Here is a 22,835-nt window from a genome sequence, read left to right on the forward strand (position 1 = left end):
ACAACACCTCAATACCTCTGAAACACTTCTTCATCTTCCTCCCCCTTCTTTCTGTAAGCTAACACTCCTAACAAAACAAGAGTGGATAAAAAACCACTTACCCCAGCAACCTGCACATAACTCCAATCAGCATCTCCATCAAACAACAAAAAACCTGAGTCACCACTAACAACCACCAACGCCCTAGAAGTGGATAGAGAAACAGCAAAATCACCCCTGAACTCCACAACCTCAACCTCAATAACGTTAACGCCACGCTCTAACAAAAAACTCTGCACCGGAACCTGAGTAACACCCCCACCACCAACACCCAACATACTATCAACAACCTTAACACTCTGAGACAAATCACTCTCCAACTCAATAGAAAGCACACCATCACTATACTCATAACCAAGAATCCTAGTTACCTCATCAACCTCAACCACAGACCCCTCCGACGCCTCCAACTCCTCTGCTGACACTAATGGAAGGAAGGAAAGGAATAGTAGGGAGATTAAAAACAAAACCCCCACCCAACACCCAACACTCTTATTCAAAGGAGGCATGTTTTATTCCTTCCTGACTATTATGTCGTTGTCTCCAGAACCACCCCGTCGAATGAAAACGAAAGCTCCGATACCTAAGATTATTAACCAATACGGAACCCCACCTAAATCCCTGTTAAGCCAATCACCTAGATCTCCGACCGTTATGCCGTCAACCTGACCATCACCACTATCAGCACTCCAATCGCTAACCAGATCATAGATTTCTGCTATCTGTTTAAGCTCATCCTCAAACTGGCTAGCGTTAATTGTGTGGTAGATTGGTTTGTATAACTCGACCTCCTCTAACCTTTCTCCATCAAAACTTATGATTTCGAGAATTTCGAAACTGGTTTCATAAAGCCAGAACAGGCCCTCATCAGTTGCTAGATAAAATGGAGCAGAATAGTTCTCGGTATTGTAGGCCCTATCTGTTTCAAGTGTGTTGTTTTCAAGGCATGCATTTGTAAATAACATACCTTCCCAGGTACTGTTATCTTGCAGAACATTGCTTTCGTGTATTTCGATGATGAATCGGTCGTTTATGGTTGTGTTTATTCCGAGTAAGGCTAGTTCTGCTCCAGCATACCCATAATACCCAGTCTGATTATGCAATGTATTCAAATGCTGCGCCAAAACATATGGATCCACAACCCCAGTTAGATCAAGTCCGTCGCTATATTCTTGGTAGACTTCATGTACGTAGACTTCCATGTTGTCTTTCATCATTTCATGAGTGGAATATAGATCTTTCCATACGTCTTCCCAGATATCAAGGTCCATTACCTCTCCATCACTACCGACTGGATTGCTCACCAATATTTTCGAATCTCTTGAACTGGCTGCTCCACCACATACAACACCATGCTCGTTGTCTGGGTATGGGAAAACATAGAAAACTTTAGACCCATGGTTGTTGGGAACACTTGAAACATCCTTCTGTTCATAATCAAGAACTGAAACACTAGACCCATTCAACAAAACAACATCCCTATCATAAAACTTAGTCAAATTCAAATCCATATACCTTGTATCTGTTTGAGTAGAACCATCCTGCCAACTACTATAATCATAATACCACTCAGCCTCAAACGGATACTGGAATATAGTTTCAATCTCTGCATTAACCTCCATCAAATGCTCTATAGACATAACTTGGCTGTTGACCTGTTGAAGAAAGTTATATTCTATATTGCTGTAGTATTCATCTATAACTCTTTGAGTTTTAACCTGCGCTTCCTCCAAACTACTACCATTATTAAGTTCTTTAAGCAACTCAGATTTAGCTAAACTCCAAACAAACGTCTCCGTATTCCCTACCTCATTACCAAAAGCACTAATGATAAAACTATCATCCTTAGACAACTGCATCCCATAATCATAAATCATGACACTGTTCAACTCACCATCACCACAATCATCATCACTGCTGAAAAAATCCATTATCCAGGTATATCCAGCACCCAAATAAGTCGTCTCATACCTCTCATGAACCGTCGTCCCCGTAATCAACCGAAAAAAATCACTCAAAAAACCGGTTTCATCCCCCCGATCACCATCAACTGCAGTAACCGACCCACCCACACCCAGAATAAATAGAAAGATTAGGAGGAGGGATAGAAAAAAGGATTTCCGCAACTTAACCATCCCTATTTAAATACATATACCCCTCAACAGCCAACACAACCAAAACAACCCAAACAGGAACACCAGAACCACCAACATCACCAGAAAGCCAACCAAAAAAACCAGAACCACCCATAACCACTACCTCCCTAGATTCACCATCAAACTCAATAGACAAAACTAAATGCGTGTTATTCTCCAACTCCTCCACATAGTAAGCAGTGTCATTGCCTTCTAAAACCACCTCAAGCATATCAAACTCCATCTCAAGGTCACCAGAAACAACAACATCACCAACACTCACATTACCAAGAACACCACTATCAATGTAAACCGAGACAACATCAACCAACTCAGAACTGCTGAGCTCTAGAGAAACAGAGTTATTATCCAGGTCGACTGAGCTGTTTAGAACTGTGATTGTGGTTAGATCGGTAATGACCTCACCATCCCCCGTAACCGTGATAAACTCACCAACAGCCAAAACATCATCACAAACAACCTCCTGATGCGTTTGGCTTCCTGTTTCAGCATACACCGACCCCGAACCCGCAAAAATCAACCCGCAGAGTAGGAGGGAGAAGAAAAATAATTTATTTTTCATGTTTTTATCCCTTCCAACTCAAAACCGCATAGGCAATGATAACTATTGCTAGGCCGACTGTCCCCCATAACTCACTGCCATAAAACGTATTACCAACCTCCGTAATGTATTCCAGGCCGATTAGCAGTAAGCCGGCGACTATGAACAGGCCTTTCTCCCAATCCTCAAAGTGATGCCAACCCCTTTTCTTATTCAACGCATATCCAGCAATCATCAAGGCTATAACAATCCATCCAGCATAAACACCGGATAATGAATAGCCATAGATTTCGAAGTGGCCTAAACCGAAGGCCACCAGTCCACTCACCAAGACAACAGCCAATAAAACTGCTTCCTGCAGACCAATCTTCCTAAACATAGACTCCCCATTCAAAACACCCATAACAACACCAAAATAAACTCTATAAAGAAAAATACACGAGATAAAGATAAATAAAGCTACAAAATTTATGCAAAAAAAAAATAGAAAAAAACAGAGGCCAAAAAAAAGGGATGTATAGAGCTAAAGGAAAAAAGCAAATATGAATTCTAAATTTGATGTATCCCTAAATTACAGGGCTAAGTAGATATCCGTTTTTTTTGGATATCCGATAAGATGCTTTAAATTCCTCTATCTCTAGTTGTCTCGTATGTAAGGATTGGATTTATACTTTACTATCTTCTCAACTTGATTGTAAACTCCTTACAACTAAGAGAAGTTTAAAGTTTTTGTTTATCAAATTTTATCATTCATAAATGATTTTATATCTTTTTAAAAAGTTTAGAAACGATGGTTTTAAGTATTATGTTTTATATACCACTTAGCTAACGCTTATTGTTTCAATTTGCTGGGTTTTGTGTAATGAAAAAGATTGAAATTTCTTGTAGTCCTCTTGATAAATTAGAAGTTCCAAACAGTGATGGTTATTTACTCTATTCAACTCTGCTTTCTAAAATCAGTGAAAAATCAAGTGAGGTTAGTACCCGAATTCATGATTCTAACTTTTCCTCAATCTCTGTTTCAAGTTTAAATGGTATATTTCATCAATCTAGTAGACGATATCATAAGGTTTTGAAGCCTTCTGAGGACTACACTTTTAAGGTAGGTGTGACAGACCCTAAAGAAGAAGAGATATTTAAGGCTTTAATTGAACCTTTGATCTTTGGAGATGGCTTAATTGAGTTTGATAATGGAAGTTTAGAGGTGAAAGAGATTAGTAGTAATGAAACAAGTTTTGAAGATTTATTTACTAAGGCTGTTGGTTTTGAAAAGCCTGAATTTAGTTTTGAATTTACTTCACCCACTTGCATTAAATTTAAAAATTCATCAATAACTGAAATGTTTCCTCAAAGAGTTAGCGTATTTAATTCTATAAAATGTAAATGGAATAAGGTTGCTCCTGACAAATACGCTTTAGGTTTATCTAGAGAGGATATTGGTTCGAATTTAATAGAGAAACCTCAACCAAAATCATATAGAACTCATAGTGTTGTTGTGAATAGGGTTTTTGATGAGAATAAAAAACATAAACGCCCTATAATCAGGCAAGGTTTCACTGGCAAATGTACTTATTCAATCTTTAAAGAAGCTTCTAAAGACATTAAAAATGCCTTAACTTTGTTAGCAATGTTTTCAGAATACTCAGGTGTGGGTAGTGCAGTTTCAAGAGGATGTGGTAGTGTTATAACTGAAATACAGGAGGTTAATTGAAATATGGTTAATCCACTTAGAGAAGGTGTATTAGAGGGTGAAAAGGAGATTGAGCAGATATCAGATGAAAAATCAGTTCTTTTAGAGTTTTATAATGATATTGATCCCTTGTTAAGAGAGGAAGATTGGGGGTACTTATCAGCTAAATCTGTTGAATTTGGGAAGATCGATCAATCTTTATTGAACCATATTAGGAATGGAGTTTCTTTTTTATCCCAATTTAAAAATGTTCTCAATAAAATTGGAATTAGTTTTGATCATATAGACCTTAGAAGAACTGTCTCTTTATTTATAATACATGATTTACATAAGCTAGAGAAAAAAGGCTGGGAAAACGAATTTGATATTGATAAAAAAACGGTTGAAAGATTCGTTAAAGATTTAAAATTGGATGATTTCTCAGATTTGAGTTTTGAAGATTATTATTCATGCGTAAAAGCCTCGCATCGCTCAAGTAATTCTAAATCGGGGAGGTTGACACCTGAATATTCTAGGTTAGCTCCTTTAGTTCGTTTGGCAGATGCTATTGCTTCAAGCCCCTCTCCAGAAGAAGCTGTTAGTGAGAGAAACCAAAATGTATTAAAAGAAAAATTTGACAATTTGAAACTTAGTTTTCATAAATTAGAGGAAGTAAAAGGAATTTCAACTAATATCTTAAATCGTGGTATTGCCGATTATTTGATGGATAGAGAATATTATATTTTAACAATTTACGATAATGGATGCCTTTATATTAAAGAAAAAAATACTGAAGGTATTGATTTTGATGAAGAGGTTTTTAATGGGATTTACGATAATTTCGTTGAATCTCTGAGAGACTCGCATGAAAACCTAAAAGACCCCAGTAAATTATCAGAATCTATAAGTGGTGGCCGTCTCGGGCATTATAACGCTAGTTCTGAATATTATTTTTATTCTGGAATAGAAAACATAATCAAAGGTTTTTGTTTTAAAGGGTTTAGCGATGCGAATAGTGATAATGATTTGACTGATTCAATGATTTCTGATATAGAATTGGCTGAAAAGATTACTGGAATAGATATTGATAAAAGTGATAGAACTATCATCGGTTTTGCAAGAATTGTGGCTTCTATTTATAAACAGATTCTATCATTAGAAAATGACCTTGAGATGGGTTTAAAGATATTAGGTGAAATATTTAACGCAGAGAAATCTACTAAAAAATTAATAAAGGCTAATGAAAACCAGAAAAAAAAATTAGCAAAAGGTGGAAAGTGGATTTATTCTATACCTATAGCTCAAGAGTTTCTTGAATCAAAAATAAATGGAAAAAAAGCAAGTAATGTAGAGTCAGGACCAGTATCAGAATATATAGCAAGAGAAGTTCTTAGTAAAATCGATAAAGAAAAAGTTGAAGCAAAATTAATAGGTGACTTTGAAAAAGAAATAAAATCTTTTATCTCCGACGTAGTTATTTTAGATAACACTAAATTTGATTTTGAAACCCCAGATATTTTTGATGAGTATGTCTCAAAGAGAACTAGTAAATTATGTTCTATCTGTAATCGTTCAACCTTTGGAAATAAAGGGGATATGGAATCAAAGAAGTATGAACATGGCTTAAAAGCAGGTTTTAGTAATTACGTCGATTTAGGAGCATCAAAACCAGAAAACCTGCTTTTATGTAAACCATGCCAAGTTGAATTCGGATTAAGAAACATTGAAACTAACAATCAACAAGAGTATCGTATATTCTATCATTTTATCCCTGATTACTTTTATACCCCTGCAACATGGAGTATTGCCGAAAATATTGTTCAATTGGTGGGGAACGGTAGGTTACAGGTTTTAAGTATTGCAAATACAGTTATTTCAGAAGAATTTAATAAAGATATAGAAGAGGATTTTGAAAACCTGGCTGGAGATGAATCTGGCTTAAATATTCTTGAATCTACTATTGGAGAGTTTAAAAACAACTATGGAACTCAAATATTAGAATATCATAGAAATAGTTCTCAACGGAACCCATTAAATGATACTTCAGTTCACTTTTTAGGGATTTTTACTGGGTTAGTTGCAGCTCAACTTTCAGGTTCAAGAGTTGTTGTGACAGAGAAACCTATTAACCCTTATCCCTCAACTTCTTTTAAAGAATTTGCTAAGATTGATTGTGGGAAAAACCAGGTTTTAAAGATAACTGGAACTACGGTTCCACTTTCAGAGATGGAAGATAGGTTAAAAACCCTTTCTTCAATAATTAGAATCGGTTATTCTATCGAGATGAAGGATTCCTTATTTGCTCAACATCTCCGTACTTGTAGAAATAGTGATCTACCGGGTTCATACCTACTAAAGAAGATCCTAAGGAACACCGATGATGGATCCTCAATTATTGGAAACTATTTAAATGATGCAAATATTATTGATTTAAATTTCGGTGATAGTATGACTAAAAATAAACTGGATAAACTATCTGAACTGGGTTTTAGAATTGCAATACCTAAAACCTATAAACCATATGCAGTAGAGAGGCCCTTCCGAGAATCTGTTAAAGCTATTACTAAAGTAGGGGTTGACGATCTGGGTGAACAAGATTACAAAAATTTAGTAGCAGGAAAACTCCGTAAAGGGTTGGAAAGAGGTTCTCAGACCTTTTCTAAACCTAAAGAAGAACTTGAAACCGAAAAAGGATGGGGTGAAAGGATAGATGAATTTGCTGAATATTTCGTTGAAGAAATATTCTATGGTATTTGCGACGGCAATCCAGGGAAACTGAAGAGAAAATCCAATAATCTAGCAGATGCCTACTATTCAGGTGTATTAAAAAGAAAAAATCAGATTTAAAAAAGTTTAATGGTGTATATAATGTCTTTAGAAGAACTTAAAAATAGAACAGTAGAAGAACTGACCAATAAGCCAGAAAACAACTATGTCTCAATTTTAGTGCTGAGAGAGCTTGAAAGTAATGCTGTGTTCACTACAAACGGAGTAGATGCTGATATTGGAACAATCTCTATTGAAGAAGAAGAGTACAACCCAGTTCTGATGTTTATGCGTAAACAAAGCGGCAGTGACAGAAGATATGGAAAATCTATGCAAAGAGAACTGCTAAATGATGTTGAATGCACAATGAACGTTAATGAAATGTGTCAAAAATGTCCAGAATGCGTTTTATTCGGTTCCGCCGCCTCAGAAGGAGATTACGACATATCTATAACATCTAGAGTGCTTTATGACACCGCATACAGCCTTAGAGATTCAAATGTGGTTGTTGAAGAAAAATTCCAAAATGCACCAGGAGATAGCTATTCTAAAGAAGCAACTTCAGGTATTAGAGAACCAGATTTCGTTCTTCCTGGAACAATGTTCCCCTCTGTTATAACACTTAAAGACGCTACTCCAGAAGAAGTAGCATTCGTTCTCTCAATTACGCTAAAGAATAAAAGATACGGGGCAACTTCAAGCAGACAAGGAAGAACTAAAAACCATATCTTAGGGATATATCAAGGTAATGAAGAACCAGCATCCAATCTCGCCTTAACTAAAAGAACTATCAATAAACTAGGAAACATCGATGAGATCGTCAAAGAAGATACAATTCCAGTGGATAAAGCTAAAAAAGCCGTTAAAAAATCTTTTGATGAAATATTAGAAGAAGAAAACATAGATATGGAAGAATTGGAAAATAAAAAAGAGATACTAAAAGATGTAAGAGAAAACATCGAAGAGTACTTAAAAAACCAACAAAAAGCCTCTAAAACCTTTATTGAAAATCAGGTGAGTTAAATTTGAAGGCTTATAGACTGGAGATAGAAACTGAAGGATTTATAAGATTTGCCTCTAGGGAGGTCGGCAGATTAGTCGATACTGGAGATTTCATCTCTAATACCTCCCTATATTATGCATTAGGACTGGTCAATTCACCATATATAGATACATTGAAAAAACCAACCTACATAAAAGACACAAATGATATCCATAGAAAGATCTATGTTGCACCAGCTGTCCCTATAAATGACTTAAAACACACTAATCTCTTGACAACCGTCTCAGGTAACAACTATATCACCCTCAATCTACCTGCGAGCGATTCAAGAAATGTAATAAACAAGAAAAACTATCCGAAATTAGGTAGTGAAAGAGTTTTAACTCCTCAAAATCGGTTTGAAACTTTTTTAATTGTTAGAGAACCAGATTACTCTTTTGATTTACCTAGATACTTCCGGCTAGGTAAAAAAAGAGGCAAAGCAAAGGTTCATTTGGAGGAGATAGATGTTATCGAGAAAACCGGTGTTTTTAATTTAAACCATCCTATTGGTGTCTATGATACTGATATGGTTCCCTCAGCCAACTTGATTACCAAAAAAATCAGGCCCGTACCACTAATGTTGCAGGCCAGGTACGAAGGAAAGTATCTTGAATTAAATACAGATAAAGTTAAGAAGATACCAGGTGATATAGGATTTCTAAAACAAAAAAGGTGAAAATAAAACCTTTATACCTCAAGGTAGAGAACAAAGATTATTTAGATGAGTTAAAACCATACACCCATCAATTAAAAGTTGAAAAACTAATCAAAAATAACAATAAGAGTTTTGGATTCAATTTTTCCCCTACTGGTAGCGGTAAAACTTTTTCTTGGTTGAAACCTGCAATTGAAGAAGGATATGGTGTTGTTGCGGTCTATCCCACGAATTCTTTGATAGAAGACCAATTTGAGACAGCGAAGAATTTTTGTAAAAGATACTATCCAGAAAAAGATGTTAAAATAACAGTTTTAACTAGAGAATCAGTGATTCAAATAAAGAAAAAATTAAAAACAAAAAGTAACGGTAAAGCGGTTGAAAAAATATTAAATAATCTAAACGAACATAACCTGAAAAAAGGCCCATCAATTTTATTGACTAATCCAGATATCTTGTTACTTATTTTGAAAGGTATGTATTCCTCTGGACAGTTTATGCGAGGCAATCTTTTTTCTAATAATCTTCTAGTAGTTGATGAATTTCATTTAGCAGATGTAAAACAGAGAAATGACCTTATTTTCATGGCATCCTATCTAATGGAAGAACCATATTCCAAAATAGAAAATACTTTATTTCTATCCGCTACTCCTAATAAAGAAATAATAAACAAATTAAGAAATACAATCTCCGGAGATATTGAAGTATTTGAATCTAAAACCTTTTCTTCGAAATTTAAAGAATCCAATTGTATAATGCCAGAAGCAGAATTAAATCTTTTCGTATCTGAGTTATTTAAAACAAGTAATCACATAACAGAAAACTACCTCGAAACTGTGCTTGAAGTCTGTAAGGATGGAAGAACTGTAATTATGCTTGATGGATTGAAAGAAGTGGATAAAATATACAACTTACTTAAATCCGAATTACCAGGAAAGAAAGTAAAAAGGATCGATGGTTTCCATAGAGATAAAATTGAGAAAAAACTATCCGAATTTGAAGTATTAGTTAGTAATTCTGCAGTTGAAGTTGGAATTGATTTCGAAGTTAAAAATATTATTTTCTCAGGATACTCTGATGCTAGATTCATGCAGAGAATCGGTAGATTAAGAAAAACTAGTTCTGATGCAGAAAACCACATCATAGCTTTAACAGATAAAAACTTAATTAATTCAATTAAAACAGAAAAACCTATAGAAAGAAAAAATCTTGAAGCCTTAGTGAGAGCTAAATTAGGTTCCAATAACCGACCTGAATCTTTCACACATACGTACTCAGTGATGGAATGGATACATTTCTATAACAAATTAAGAAATGAGTTAACTAGCTCTGAATTTAAAGAAACTGAAGAATTGATTACTAAATTAATTAAAAACTTGTTCTCAACTGATAGGAAAAAGATTACAGATAGATACTTAAAAAAACAAGCTAAAAAGGTTGTTAAAATAGAGGGGAAGGCAGGGCCTTCAAGTTATTTACGGGATCTTGAAACTTATAGAGGCGATAACTTTCAAGCTCTAGTTTATGACAAAACTGAAAATCAGATTAAGACCTATAATTTAAACCACCTCCTTAGATGGGGTGAAGTTGAGTTTCTCAAAAAAGAAAAGCTCCGAGATTTAATTCCTGACTCTAAAAAAGACAGATTTGACAATCTATCGAGATACATGAATGGTTACTGTTTATATGAAGGATCACTAGAAGAAAACTATAGAAACCTTTGGATTTCTCCATATAGCTCCAATTTTTTCATGTCCTATTTAAAAAAATCTAATGAAAACCCCATAATCGAGCCTCAAAATATTTCTGGAATAAGTTTCAGGACCAAACCTGAAATAAGTTCTATTGATAATCTGAATAAATATACTAAAAACAAAAAAATGGTTGTCAAGGCTTTAAGCGGATCTAAAAATGACATAAGAAATATTTATGGTGTTTCTGATTACATGATGCTCTATTCTATAAAAACAATGAATACATTACCAAAAATGGTCGCTGCTTTTGGTTTAGATTCTTTTTATTTACACCGGAGAGTGGTTGATAATCAAATACAAAGAACTAATTAACGTTTCAAATTTGAATCAGTTTATTTATTGTCCACGTAGATATTGGTATATCAAATTCTATAATACGATTGGTAACAATTTCTACAAAAAAGATGGTGAACTCAAACACAAGAATAAGTCAAAAAAAGGTGGCTGGGTTCATGAAGTTTATCTAGATTCCGAAGAGCTGGGGCTTAAAGGGAAAATAGATATTTTAGAACGAAACGACAAATTAATACCTATAGAGCGAAAACGAGCGGAAGACTATTTTTATAGTGATAAAATACAGGTTACAGGATACTGTATGTTACTGGAAGATAATATTGATAGAAAAATCAATAAGGGGGTTATCTATCTGTATGGTTCAGACAAAAGAGAGGAAATTGAAATAAATGAAGAATTGAGAAATAAAGTTACTCAAACTATTAATCAAATGAGAAACCTTGATAGTAATAATCCTCCAAAATTCGTTGACAACCCTAATAAATGTAAGAAATGTTCTACTTTAGGATATTGCATGCCAAAAGAATCTAAAATGCTAGGTGAATCCTAAATGGGGTTGAAATCCGCTGAACAAATATTAAATGAGTCATCGATTTACATAACGAAACAAGGTAGCCAGATTAGAATAAAAGGAGGTAGAATTAAGGTTTTCGATATCGAAAATGAAGAAGAAATAGGGTCATATCCAATCAAAAAGATAGACACTATCAATGTATTTGGAAACATCAATTTCACCACACCTTTCATAACAAAAGCAAGCAGTAATGGTATAACACTAAATTACTTCACCCAACACGGTAAGTATAAAGGATCATTTATCCCTAAAAAGAACACTATAGCAAGAATAAGGAGAGAACAATATAATCTATCAGATAAACAAAAACTAAAAATCTCAAAATCCATTATAGAAGGGAAAATAAGAAACTCCATCACGTTATTAAAAAGGAAGAAAATAACCCCACCAAACAAACTAGAAGAAATTATTGACTCAATAAAAAAAATAAGCGAAATAAACTTACTTCGATCTTATGAAGGACAAGCTGCTGACTTATATTTTAATAAATTAGATGAAGCCTTAATAGATAGATGGGAATTCAAAAAAAGAAGTAAAAACCCTCCAAAAAATCATATAAACTCCTTATTTTCTTTGACATATACTATGATAAAAAACGAAGTAATAACATCTTTACGTCAATACAACCTAGATCCGTTTTTAGGAATTATGCATGTCGATAGATATGGAAGACCTGCTCTCGCATTAGACATGATGGAAGAATTAAGACCAATTTTCTCCGACGCATTTTCAATCAGGCTAATCAATAGACAAACCCTAACCCATGACTCTTTTAAACAAAATAACCACCTTAAAGAACGAGAATTTAAAAAATACCTAAAAAAATTCGAAAAATACATGAAAGAAAAAATAACACACCCACATTTCGGATACAAAGTAACAAGGCGAAAATCAACTAGAATGCAAGCAATATTACTAAGAAAAACCATTACTGGAGAAATGAATAAATACCATCCACTAATATTCAAAAAATAAAATGAGATTAGTAGTAACCTACGACATAAGAAGCGATACCAGAAGAAGAAAAGTCTACAAAATACTAGAAAGCTACGGAGCATGGAAACAATACAGCGTTTTCGAACTAGAAATAACAAAAAAAGAAAAAATAGAATTAATAGACAGACTATCCCAAAAAATAACCAAAGAAGACAACATCCGAATATACACATTATGCAAAAAATGTGCAAAAGAAATAGAAGAACTAGGCAAAAAAACAAAAGAAAACAAAGACTTCGTAATATAAAAAACACACAAAAAACAAACATATATAAAAACATTGGACAACCCCCATCCAAGAAAAAACACACAAAAAACACAAGAAATAAGGCTTTTTAATACAAAAAGAAAACATCTAACCCCCGCCTCTAAACACCTTAGAAAATCCAAAAGGAATTGAAACTTATAGGAAGGGACTCTGGTTTCCAACCTATATGGACTCTCTAAACACCTTAGAAAATCCAAAAGGAATTGAAACCATAATATTGAGCGGGTTGGTGAGGATGAACGTGACCTCTCTAAACACCTTAGAAAATCCAAAAGGAATTGAAACTCGGTATCTCCCGGTCAGGTGTCTTAATAGTCATTTTTCTCTAAACACCTTAGAAAATCCAAAAGGAATTGAAACATTCCTCAAACCTTAATCCATACCAACCAAAAGAATCTATCTCTAAACACCTTAGAAAATCCAAAAGGAATTGAAACTTTGTTGATGGTGATTACCTCTATACAGCTAGTTTTGCTCTAAACACCTTAGAAAATCCAAAAGGAATTGAAACCTTTGGATGGGGAGTTTGAGTTGTCTGGGTCTCCGTATGCTCTAAACACCTTAGAAAATCCAAAAGGAATTGAAACGATAGTTATAAGGAGTGGGTGCGTGAGCCTCTTTATCTCTAAACACCTTAGAAAATCCAAAAGGAATTGAAACTTTCAGTTTATTGCTATGATGACTTTGAATTAGAATACTCTAAACACCTTAGAAAATCCAAAAGGAATTGAAACTTTCAACATTTATGGTTTGTTGCCAACTATCTATGGTTTCTCTAAACACCTTAGAAAATCCAAAAGGAATTGAAACACCTATTTATAAGTAACACAGAAACCCAATGAAACAACTCTAAACACCTTAGAAAATCCAAAAGGAATTGAAACTTTATGTTGGGTGATATGGTGGATGGTGAGGCGATTTACTCTAAACACCTTAGAAAATCCAAAAGGAATTGAAACAGGAATAATGGCCACCCTTCCACAAACCCACAAAGAACTCTAAACACCTTAGAAAATCCAAAAGGAATTGAAACAGATTGATGGGGAAGACATTGTACTATCAGGCTCTCTGGATCTCTAAACACCTTAGAAAATCCAAAAGGAATTGAAACCCATTGGGTCTTTTCTGTCACTGCCTTTACCTACTTCTGCCTCTAAACACCTTAGAAAATCCAAAAGGAATTGAAACCCATTGGGTCTTTTCTGTCACTGCCTTTACCTACTTCTGCCTCTAAACACCTTAGAAAATCCAAAAGGAATTGAAACGGTCTAGCTCCATTGTAGGGAGCTATCGGCACTATCTCCCTCTAAACACCTTAGAAAATCCAAAAGGAATTGAAACTTGCTCCCCATTCTTGGAGGAATTCAGAATCGATTAGGCTCTAAACACCTTAGAAAATCCAAAAGGAATTGAAACTCTAAAGAGGATGTTGGCCGAGTTATTGATTTATTAGCTCTAAACACCTTAGAAAATCCAAAAGGAATTGAAACGAAAGTCAAGGATTCCTTAAGGATGGTGGAGAAAATGACTCTAAACACCTTAGAAAATCCAAAAGGAATTGAAACTAAATATGTCTGATGTTCATATATTGGAGATGGTTATCCTCTAAACACCTTAGAAAATCCAAAAGGAATTGAAACGGGCGGAAGGAATAATCGAAGCAACAATCGAAGCCCCCCTCTAAACACCTTAGAAAATCCAAAAGGAATTGAAACCACATCACCGATTCACGGGGTGCCCAAATCTAGAAACCTCTAAACACCTTAGAAAATCCAAAAGGAATTGAAACAATGGTTTTATACTTCTATGTAAAAAAACCTCTTAAACTCTAAACACCTTAGAAAATCCAAAAGGAATTGAAACAGCTCAGGTTTGTTGTCTTCGGTCTTCTGGTACCAAAGCTCTAAACACCTTAGAAAATCCAAAAGGAATTGAAACAAAGGATTTAACGAAATTGAAACAAACGAAGATAACGAGACTCTAAACACCTTAGAAAATCCAAAAGGAATTGAAACATACAAAAATGTATCGAGAGAGCAAGAAAATACGAGCACTCTAAACACCTTAGAAAATCCAAAAGGAATTGAAACACAGGTAATTTAACGGTTGAGTTGTCTTTTGAAAGTGTCCTCTAAACACCTTAGAAAATCCAAAAGGAATTGAAACTGTATGCAAACTTTGGTGTATAACCATGTTTTCTCAAGCTCTAAACACCTTAGAAAATCCAAAAGGAATTGAAACTTATATGTTTTAGCGAGGTATCTCTAAATGAATTTGTTTCTCTAAACACCTTAGAAAATCCAAAAGGAATTGAAACGGTTGAAAACTCCGTTTGTTGTGTCCATGCTGCCAGAGCTCTCTAAACACCTTAGAAAATCCAAAAGGAATTGAAACGCTAAGAGGATTGCCCATGCGTAGGCTGATCCACGTTCTCTAAACACCTTAGAAAATCCAAAAGGAATTGAAACGTTAAAAATCTCATATATGCACTAAAAAGGTTGTTAAACTCTAAACACCTTAGAAAATCCAAAAGGAATTGAAACGATGAGAGTCCTGAGACTATTGAGGATTGGTGTGTTAGTCTCTAAACACCTTAGAAAATCCAAAAGGAATTGAAACGTAGCGGAAGAAACAAACACAACAGAAATTGAATTGGACCTCTAAAGCAATAGAAATAAAAATAGAGATAAACCGAGAAAAATACCCACCAGAAGAATCAAAAGAAAAATGGTGAAATAAACTAATTTAAAATTATTCATCTCAATGCTAATAGCGCTAAATTAATTACAACTTTGTTTAAGAAAGCTCCCTTTTTTAACCAACCATAGGTATATACAGAAAAATAAGGTATCCACCTTTACCTTTTATAAACGATAAAAATTGCATATTCTAATTCAGATTATCAAGTGTTCAAATTAATGTTTTTGTTATACCATATGTGAAGGAGGTTATCCATCCTCCTAATAAAATTAAGCTTATTGCATCACCTGTGTTTATAAATTCTATAAAGATCATAATTAAGGCGAATAGTGATATAAGGAGTGTAATACCACTTACAATTAATATCCAGTTATTCAATTCTTTACGAAGATATTTGACTATATCTTCTTTATTAGGATTATTAAACCGCTTTAATCTTTTTTTAATCTTTTTAACCAAATTATCAATTAAAACCCAAAATATTGTTACTACAATTAAAGATGGAATTAGTAGAAAAACAATTAAAGATTCACTAAAAACCTCTGATTCTACATAAAGGTAGAAAAATGTTAGGATAGGGAGTACTGCTAGAAACCGAGCAAATTTCTTATCCTTGTAAAGCTCATAACCCAATAAAAAAACCGTGCCGCCAGTTATATCAACCATTAATATATCTTTTTAAAATATTGTTTATAAAAATAACTTTGCATTAAATTTCAAAGCATATTTTTTTAAAAACTATTTTTCTAGTTAATTTATATATTAGTAAAAATAAAAAAGATTTTCAGAATAAAAATATCATGTCATTTAAGCTAAAACCAGAGGCTTTAATTACCTTAATTGCTGTTTGGACTGCTTTTATAGTTAACTATTTTTTGGAATTAATTATAGAACCAACTGGTTTTCACTTACTAAAAGTAATGTTTATTTCAATACTTTTATTCGTAATGGTTATTAAAAGCCTACTAATAATTCCGTTCATTCAAATACAACAGTTCTTTAGAACATTTAATCTCGATATTATGGAAAAAAGATCTCCGGTCTCTGAGTATAAGCTTAATTTAGTGGTTGCTTCAATCATTTCCTTATTAGTTATAGATTACATATATCTATATTTAATAGAAGTTTTTGAAGTAGAATATGTCTCATTTTTGCTAACAATAATATTCATAACACCTGTTTTTTTAATTTCAAAGTATTTATCAGAAAATATTTATTTTTGATTGCGTTTTTAGTTTAATATTTTCGTAAAGATGTTGGAAAACACTTTTAAAATAAATTATGAACTTTATATTCGATGTTTTTTATTTCTTTAATTTCACATTTTTTTGATATTTTTTACTTTTATCCCCATATCTTGCTATATTCTTTCTGTATATCTTCAGCTACTACATCTAGATATATCTGTGTCGTTGAAAGCGAAGAATGACCCAAAATTTTCTGAAGTGTCCTTAAGTCCATCCCACTTTTTAGGCAGTGGATTGCGAAGCTGTGTCGCCATTTATGGGGCTTAGATATAAAATCACATTTTTCAGCGTATTTATAAACTATATTCCTCAAAGTTCTTGAGGATATATCAAATACATATTGGTTTTTGTTTAGGTTGTTTGTCCACATTTTCAACAAGTTCTTAATTTCCTGGGGTACTGGTACGACCCTATCTTTCCCACCCTTACCATTTCTGATTATTATTCTTTTTTCGTTGAATTCGAGGTCTTTTTTCTTTAGTGTTGTTAGTTCGCTGCCTCTTAGGCCTGTGGTCCATAGTATTTTGAGTATTAGGTAGTCTCTTTGGTTTTCTTGGTCGGCTTTTTCTAGCATTTCTTTGATTTCCGTTTTTCTGTGGTATTTCGGTAATTTTTGGTGTTGGTTTTGTGTTTTATAGCCTGTTTTGGTCATTTTATTCCTCTTTTTCTTCCGTTTTTCTATGAAAACGGAAACAATAGAACCATATAATCTAATGACATTTATAGTTATCAATATGAAATTCTATCCAAAAGATATCTCTAACTTAATTTCCACTAAATCGTGAAAGATACGAACAAAAGATTGTTTAAAGAACTCTTTTTATTTGGACAGAATTAAGTATATAGAAAAACTGGTTTTTCAATTTAAGCTTTTATATGTGGAAGATATTAATTATTTTAATTTATAAAAAGAGATTCCAAAAAAAATCCATAAAAACTAAAATAAAAAATGGCGAGGCATAGAGCTCTATAAAGCTCTAAGCACTATTCAGTGATGTTATCTGTAATTAAATACGGACGGTCAACTTCTTCATAATTACATAAAGTTTCTACTTGAAGAGCATCATATCATTTATAATTTTTTCGACCTCTAGATCAACGACTAAATTAAATTCTCCAATTGTTATGGGGGTAGCACCTTTTTTTAAAATCAAACTCGGCAAGTCCAGAAAGAATGGTTTTAAATGTTTCTTCAAATGTATCAGGGTATTGTGAAACCTTTATCTATTATTGATAACTATTTTTCAGTTGGTTATGGCTTTCAATATTCTTTTGGTTGATGATGAGCCTGGTTTGTTAGATTTAGCAGAAATCTATTTGGTGAAGGAAAGTGAAGATTTGGAAGTCGAGACAACCAGTTCTGCAGAAAAAGCGTTAGAGTTAATTAAGGAAAATGGTTTTGATTGTGTTGTTTCCGATTACCAGATGCCCTCCATGGATGGCCTTGAGTTCTTGGAGAAATTAAGAAATGAATTTGGTATGGATATTCCTTTTATATTGTTTACCGGTAGGGGTCGAGAAGAAGTTGCAATGAAAGCCCTAAACTTTGGAGCGGATAGGTACATTCAGAAAGGAGGGGATCCAAAAAGCCAGTTCGGTGTTTTAGCAGATGCTATAAAGCAGGAGGTGGAGCGCTACTACAATAGAGAAAAACTTCTTCGATCCGAAAAAGAGAAGAACCTTATACTAGAGAGTAAGACTGAGCTTATCGCATATCACGAGATGGATCATACAATTAGATGGGCAAACAAGGCCTATGCAGATTTTGTTGGTCTAGATAAGGAAGAACTGATTGGAAAAAAGTGTTATGATGCTTGGTTGGGGAGAGATACTCCTTGTCCTAGCTGTCCAGTTGAAGAATCTTTGAGGCATGAAGAGGAAAGAGAAAGAGAACTATCTCCACCAGGTGAACCAAACTACTTTAACATAAGAAGTGTCCCAGTCAAAGATGAAGAAGGTAACACTATAGGGGCAATAGAAACAGTAGTTGATATAACTGAGAGGAAAGAGGTGGAGGAAAAATACAGAATTATAGCAGAGGGCTCAAAAAACGGAATCTACATTTTTCAAGACAGGGAGTTCAAATTTATCAACGAAGCAATTATAGAAATGTCTGGATACACTAGAGAAGAACTTAATAACATGCGGTTTCTGGATCTTGTACACCCAGACTATAGAAAGAAGATGAAAAAATGTACAGAAAAGATATTAAAAGATAATCTGTCTGGGCTACAGGAAAAACACGAGTTCAGGCTGTTGAAGAAAGATGGTAATACTAAATGGGTTCAGCTGACAACTTCAGTAATAGAGTATAAAGGTAAACCCGCAATAATTGGTAACGTGGCTGATATAACCGAAAGGAAGCAGGTGGAGAAGAAGCTTCGTGAAAGAGTCAAGGAACTTAAAACCCTCTATAAACTTTCAAAAATCTCTATGGAGACTATATCTATAAAGGAATTATTAAAGAGAACGGTTGATTTAATTCCTCCCGCTTTACAATCACCTGATATAGCTTGTGCAAAAGCTAAATGGAGGGATATAGAGGTACAGACGGATAATTATCATGAAACTGAATTGAAAATCAGGAGTAATATCTCTCTCCAGGAAGAGGGAGAAAGTTTCGTTGAAGCCTGCTATCTGGAAAAGAAACTAGAAATAGACGGAAGTCCTTTTTTAGAAGAGGAGAAAAACCTAATTGACACTATTGCTGAAAGACTGAAGGAAATTATACAGTTCAAGGAAAATGAGAAAGAACTCAGAGAGCCTCGACAAGACTACAAGAACCTAATAAACGGAATGAACGACACGGCGTGGGTCATAGACCTCGACGGGAATATCGTCGAGGTGAACGAGGCATCTATCAAAAAACTAGGGTATTCCAGAAAAGAACTGCTCTCTATGAAACCTCACGACATCGATGCCTCATTAGAACCAGGTGAAATAACAAACCTTATCAAAAGCATGCCAGAGGACGAGATACAGGTCTTCGAAACCACTCATGAAACAAAACGTGGAGAAAAAATTCCAGTAGAGATCAACTCCAGCCTCATAACCTATCGTGGAGACCCAGCAATTCTGAGTATTGCCAGAGACATCACAAAAAGAAAAGAAGCTAAAAACCAAGAAGAACTCCTCCACTCCCTACTAAGACACGATCTTAGAAACAAAGCCCAAATCGTGCAAGGCTATCACGAACTATTGGAAAATTACAATTTACCCGAAAAAGCAGAAAAATACCTGGAGAAAGCGAACAAAGCAGTCCAAGACAGTATAAATCTAATCGAAAAGATCAAAAAGTTGATAGAAATCAGAAAAAAAGGAGAATTAATGGAAGTCAATATCAATCCAATCATAAACAAAATTATTAATGAAAATAAACCCCAAACCGAAGAAGAAGGAATAGAAATAGAATATAAAAAATTAGACTGTAAAGTTCAAGCCGGTCCACTTACCAAAGAACTGTTCTCAAACATTATAGAGAATTCAATAAAACATTCAGATTGTAACAAAATCCAAATTTCAGGAAAAGAAACCGATGAAAAATGCATAATAACCATAGAAGACAACGGCAAAGGAATCCCCAACAACATAAAAGACAAAATATTCGAAAGAGGCTACAAAACAGGAAAGAAAGCTGGATCAGGTCTAGGACTCTACCTAGTCAGCAAAATCACTGAAGGATACAACGGCTCAATAAAAGTCAAAGATTCAAAACTAGGCGGAGCCAGATTTGATATAGAACTAAAGAAAACCTAAACACCCAATAACAATACAAGAAAATTTATTCAGCCAGAACCCACATAATCCTTCCCGGAATTAATTATACAAGATAAATCATAAAAAAGAAAAGAAAAGAAAATATAAAAGTCTAATTAACAGGACAAATAACACCGTCTCCATCATAATTTAAAAGACAACCCCCTTCACAAATCAAATAAAACACTGATAGAAAGTTTGAAACAAGCTATAATAACCTACATAACCCATCAAAACCTCCTTTTCTTCCGGTTTTATGTAAAAACTGAAACAATAGAATCATAGAATTTAATGACATTTATAGTTATCAATGTGTAATTCTACTCAAAGGATATCTTTAACTTAATTTTCACTAAATTTTAAAAGGTACAAACAAAAAAATACAGAATCACAGCGCCTAGCATATAATAACTCAATGAAACTTTTTAGCCCCAAAACCTATAGATTTTCTAAAAAAATGAATAATTATGAGGTTAAGTAAGTTATAAGTCAAATTGTAAATAGATTATCAGATTAGGAAGAAACTAAAGGATATAAAATAATTAGTGTAGTGGTTATCTGGTGTTTATAAAATAATAGAGATAATTATGAATAAAAGAAAAAAGGACGAGGAAGAAGTAAAAGAAATTTTACTTGGAATAGATATGTTCCTAGAGAAAGAATTTGATAAACGTATAACTGATATAAGTTCAACGAGACTCCATAAAATTTGTTGGTTAGTCATTGAAGAATTCGACTTAAATATTACTAGAGCATGGTACAAGAGAGGACAATTTATTTTTAACGGTCAAGAAACTATTAAAAAAACAAATAAAGAAGGAATTTCGGATATACAGCAAGGTGAATTATCAGAGAAATCTAAAAAATTTCTAACTAACAATAGAAAATTACTAAGCAATTATATAAACACCTCTTTTCAACATTTTATTAAGTATGATTATCGCCATTATGCGCCACAAGAATTTCAAGAATTCTATGAGGCACATAACATTATATTCGATGTAATGTACAGTCTCTTGGATAAAAAAGATTTAAACAAGTTTCAGAATGCAATAGAGCGTGTGGATGCGAAAGAAAAGATTTCTAATAAAATAAGCAAAATACATCTCGAATTAATATCAAATGAATCTTTTAATCAAATAGAAGAAGAATATATAGAATTTACAAATATTTATGAAGATTTATTTTTATCCCTAAAATTCAAAGCTGAAAATGATGAACTAACCAATAAACAGTGGAAAAAAAGTTTAGAGGTTTTTAAGACATATTTTGATCAACATGCAAATGATAATGAAGATGTATGGGGTAAAATTGCCTGGATAATCAGTAATGAAACAGTAAAAGGCCGTGATTCTGAAAGAATAAAAAATATATCAAATAACAAATTAAATCAGACAATTGAAGATTTAAAATCAATAAATAGGAGAACAAGACGAATATTAGAAGATTTCGACTTACAACCAAAAGAAGAGATATACACCAGCTCCCTTAAAGAAACAGGATTCCCTGAATCAGACAAAAAAACCATAAAAAGATTCACACACACTTACTCCATCAAGAATAGAGAATAAATGATAAGTATGAATTCTAAAGAAGAAACTTATTTTCTAGATACAGCTATATTTATCTCATATACAATAACCGATGAAGACATAGAACCCTATCATTCTAATTGCTGTAAGCTTTTTAAAAACGAAAAATGGTTACATTCATCCGAAACTGTAAAAAACGAACTTGAAAAAATCAAAGAAAGAAGAAGAAAAGCATACAAACTCCTATTGAAAAAATTATCAAAAAACCTAAATAATGAAGAAATAATCCACTTAATAAAACAGGAAGTTCATATAAGCCCTAATGATGAAAAACACTTAAAAAACCTACTTAATAAAATAACCCCCCTCAGAGAGGAAGATAAAATCACTTACATGAGACACCTTATAAAAATATGGAACAAACGAATTGAAAAAGCAAAAAAGAAAATTGAATTATTCTGTACCCCTCATACAGATACTCAAATTAAAGAAATACTAATAGAAAATTCAGACTCAAAATTTGGTGAATTAGATGCAGAGATATTAATTGATGCCTATAAATGGTCAGACAAGGGTTTTTCAAACCCTATTTTTTTGACACAAGATACAGGGATTACTGAAAAACACAAAGAAATTGAAGAAATATTTCAAAAATATTGGAATAATTACGATCCAAAATTGGATCCGGAACTCTCTGAGTCAAAAAAGTTTTTAAAGTTCTTATTTATTGAATCTTATCAACCATAACAAGTTTTAAATCAATTACAAGATTTAAAATCAATTTAATCAAAAACCAGTTTTTTCATTACCTATTTTGAGAATCTCTAAATTTCAAAGTCAAAC

17 protein-coding genes and 1 CRISPR repeat array are annotated in these 22,835 nt (G+C 33.4%); of the genes, 11 read left to right on the plus strand and 6 right to left on the minus strand.

Going from position 1 to position 22,835, the window contains the following annotated elements; translation table 11 throughout:
* Window positions 1-8 precede the first annotated feature (8 nt).
* From QEN48_RS02370 to QEN48_RS02385, 4 genes are read right to left on the minus strand one after another with little or no spacing between them, the layout of a single operon-like run.
* Complete coding sequence (locus QEN48_RS02370; RefSeq protein WP_280108811.1) at window positions 9-506, minus strand: hypothetical protein; 498 nt, start codon at window positions 504-506, stop codon at window positions 9-11.
* A 45-nt stretch (window positions 507-551) separates the two neighbouring features.
* The gene (locus tag QEN48_RS02375) at window positions 552-2,165 is read right to left on the minus strand and encodes a hypothetical protein (RefSeq protein WP_280108812.1); all 1,614 of its coding nucleotides are present in this window, start codon (window positions 2,163-2,165) and stop codon (window positions 552-554) included.
* 1 nt (window position 2,166) lies between these two features.
* Window positions 2,167-2,757, minus strand: a complete 591-nt coding sequence (locus tag QEN48_RS02380) for a hypothetical protein (protein ID WP_280108813.1) — start codon at window positions 2,755-2,757, stop codon at window positions 2,167-2,169.
* A gap of 4 nt (window positions 2,758-2,761) precedes the next feature.
* Window positions 2,762-3,130, minus strand: coding sequence for a hypothetical protein (locus QEN48_RS02385; protein ID WP_280108814.1), 369 nt, complete (start codon window positions 3,128-3,130; stop codon window positions 2,762-2,764).
* A 468-nt stretch (window positions 3,131-3,598) separates the two neighbouring features.
* Here QEN48_RS02385 and cas6 point away from each other — a divergent pair, with 468 nt between their 5' ends.
* Genes cas6 through cas2 form a run of 8 tightly spaced genes read left to right on the plus strand, consistent with a single transcriptional unit; the run spans window position 3,599 to window position 12,736 of the window.
* On the plus strand, window positions 3,599-4,447 hold the full coding sequence (cas6, locus tag QEN48_RS02390; protein WP_280108815.1) for a CRISPR system precrRNA processing endoribonuclease RAMP protein Cas6: 849 nt from the start codon (window positions 3,599-3,601) through the stop codon (window positions 4,445-4,447).
* A gap of 3 nt (window positions 4,448-4,450) precedes the next feature.
* Window positions 4,451-7,252: a type I-D CRISPR-associated protein Cas10d/Csc3 gene (cas10d, locus tag QEN48_RS02395; RefSeq protein WP_280108816.1), complete on the plus strand. Its 2,802-nt coding sequence runs from the start codon at window positions 4,451-4,453 to the stop codon at window positions 7,250-7,252.
* A gap of 21 nt (window positions 7,253-7,273) precedes the next feature.
* The gene (gene cas7d / locus QEN48_RS02400) at window positions 7,274-8,194 is read left to right on the plus strand and encodes a type I-D CRISPR-associated protein Cas7/Csc2 (RefSeq protein ID WP_280108817.1); all 921 of its coding nucleotides are present in this window, start codon (window positions 7,274-7,276) and stop codon (window positions 8,192-8,194) included.
* A 2-nt stretch (window positions 8,195-8,196) separates the two neighbouring features.
* Window positions 8,197-8,892 (plus strand): type I-D CRISPR-associated protein Cas5/Csc1, encoded by a 696-nt coding sequence (gene cas5d, locus QEN48_RS02405; RefSeq protein WP_280108818.1) that lies wholly within the window; start codon window positions 8,197-8,199, stop codon window positions 8,890-8,892.
* Window positions 8,889-10,937 (plus strand): type I-D CRISPR-associated helicase Cas3', encoded by a 2,049-nt coding sequence (cas3, locus tag QEN48_RS02410; protein ID WP_280108819.1) that lies wholly within the window; start codon window positions 8,889-8,891, stop codon window positions 10,935-10,937. The genes cas5d and cas3 overlap by 4 nt, the downstream gene beginning before the upstream one ends.
* Entirely contained in the window at window positions 10,909-11,469 is a 561-nt protein-coding gene (cas4, locus tag QEN48_RS02415; RefSeq protein ID WP_280108820.1) for a CRISPR-associated protein Cas4, read from the plus strand. Before cas3 ends, cas4 begins: the two co-directional genes overlap by 29 nt.
* A complete protein-coding gene (gene cas1 / locus QEN48_RS02420) occupies window positions 11,470-12,468 on the plus strand; it encodes a CRISPR-associated endonuclease Cas1 (protein ID WP_347985120.1) in 999 nt (332 codons plus the stop codon).
* Between the two features lies 1 nt (window position 12,469).
* Window positions 12,470-12,736 carry a CRISPR-associated endonuclease Cas2 gene (gene cas2, locus QEN48_RS02425; RefSeq protein WP_280108822.1) on the plus strand — a complete coding sequence of 89 codons (267 nt, stop codon included), beginning with the start codon at window positions 12,470-12,472 and terminating at the stop codon, window positions 12,734-12,736.
* Window positions 12,737-12,855: 119 nt separating this feature from the next.
* Window positions 12,856-15,376: a CRISPR direct-repeat array (repeat unit 37 nt; unit sequence CTCTAAACACCTTAGAAAATCCAAAAGGAATTGAAAC).
* A 291-nt stretch (window positions 15,377-15,667) separates the two neighbouring features.
* Here cas2 and QEN48_RS02430 read toward each other — a convergent pair.
* Together QEN48_RS02430 and QEN48_RS02435 are read right to left on the minus strand one after the other, a co-directional pair.
* Window positions 15,668-16,123, minus strand: coding sequence for a hypothetical protein (locus QEN48_RS02430; protein WP_280108823.1), 456 nt, complete (start codon window positions 16,121-16,123; stop codon window positions 15,668-15,670).
* 678 nt (window positions 16,124-16,801) lie between these two features.
* Complete coding sequence (locus QEN48_RS02435; protein ID WP_280108824.1) at window positions 16,802-17,356, minus strand: tyrosine-type recombinase/integrase; 555 nt, start codon at window positions 17,354-17,356, stop codon at window positions 16,802-16,804.
* Window positions 17,357-17,958: 602 nt separating this feature from the next.
* Here QEN48_RS02435 and QEN48_RS02440 point away from each other — a divergent pair.
* From QEN48_RS02440 to QEN48_RS02450, 3 genes are all read left to right on the plus strand, one after another.
* Window positions 17,959-20,460, plus strand: a complete 2,502-nt coding sequence (locus tag QEN48_RS02440) for a PAS domain S-box protein (protein WP_280108825.1) — start codon at window positions 17,959-17,961, stop codon at window positions 20,458-20,460.
* A 587-nt stretch (window positions 20,461-21,047) separates the two neighbouring features.
* Entirely contained in the window at window positions 21,048-22,031 is a 984-nt protein-coding gene (locus QEN48_RS02445) for a hypothetical protein (protein WP_280108826.1), read from the plus strand.
* 9 nt (window positions 22,032-22,040) lie between these two features.
* Window positions 22,041-22,739, plus strand: coding sequence for a hypothetical protein (locus QEN48_RS02450; RefSeq protein ID WP_280108827.1), 699 nt, complete (start codon window positions 22,041-22,043; stop codon window positions 22,737-22,739).
* Window positions 22,740-22,835 lie beyond the last annotated feature (96 nt).

Source organism: Methanonatronarchaeum sp. AMET-Sl, from assembly GCF_029854155.1.
Classification (GTDB): Archaea; Halobacteriota; Methanonatronarchaeia; order Methanonatronarchaeales; family Methanonatronarchaeaceae; genus Methanonatronarchaeum.

What these genes read in the sequence shown, in the direction of transcription:
- QEN48_RS02380 (WP_280108813.1), bottom strand. Translation starts at nt 2,757, where the DNA reads ATGAAAAATAAATTATTTTTCTTCTCCCTCCTACTCTGCGGGTTGATT.
- cas6 (WP_280108815.1), top strand. Translation starts at nt 3,599, where the DNA reads ATGAAAAAGATTGAAATTTCTTGTAGTCCTCTTGATAAATTAGAAGTT.
- cas10d (WP_280108816.1), top strand. Translation starts at nt 4,451, where the DNA reads ATGGTTAATCCACTTAGAGAAGGTGTATTAGAGGGTGAAAAGGAGATT.
- cas7d (WP_280108817.1), top strand. Translation starts at nt 7,274, where the DNA reads ATGTCTTTAGAAGAACTTAAAAATAGAACAGTAGAAGAACTGACCAAT.
- cas1 (WP_347985120.1), top strand. Translation starts at nt 11,470, where the DNA reads ATGGGGTTGAAATCCGCTGAACAAATATTAAATGAGTCATCGATTTAC.
- cas2 (WP_280108822.1), top strand. Translation starts at nt 12,470, where the DNA reads ATGAGATTAGTAGTAACCTACGACATAAGAAGCGATACCAGAAGAAGA.
- QEN48_RS02430 (WP_280108823.1), bottom strand. Translation starts at nt 16,123, where the DNA reads ATGGTTGATATAACTGGCGGCACGGTTTTTTTATTGGGTTATGAGCTT.
- QEN48_RS02435 (WP_280108824.1), bottom strand. Translation starts at nt 17,356, where the DNA reads ATGACCAAAACAGGCTATAAAACACAAAACCAACACCAAAAATTACCG.
- QEN48_RS02440 (WP_280108825.1), top strand. Translation starts at nt 17,959, where the DNA reads ATGGCTTTCAATATTCTTTTGGTTGATGATGAGCCTGGTTTGTTAGAT.
- QEN48_RS02445 (WP_280108826.1), top strand. Translation starts at nt 21,048, where the DNA reads ATGAATAAAAGAAAAAAGGACGAGGAAGAAGTAAAAGAAATTTTACTT.
- QEN48_RS02450 (WP_280108827.1), top strand. Translation starts at nt 22,041, where the DNA reads ATGAATTCTAAAGAAGAAACTTATTTTCTAGATACAGCTATATTTATC.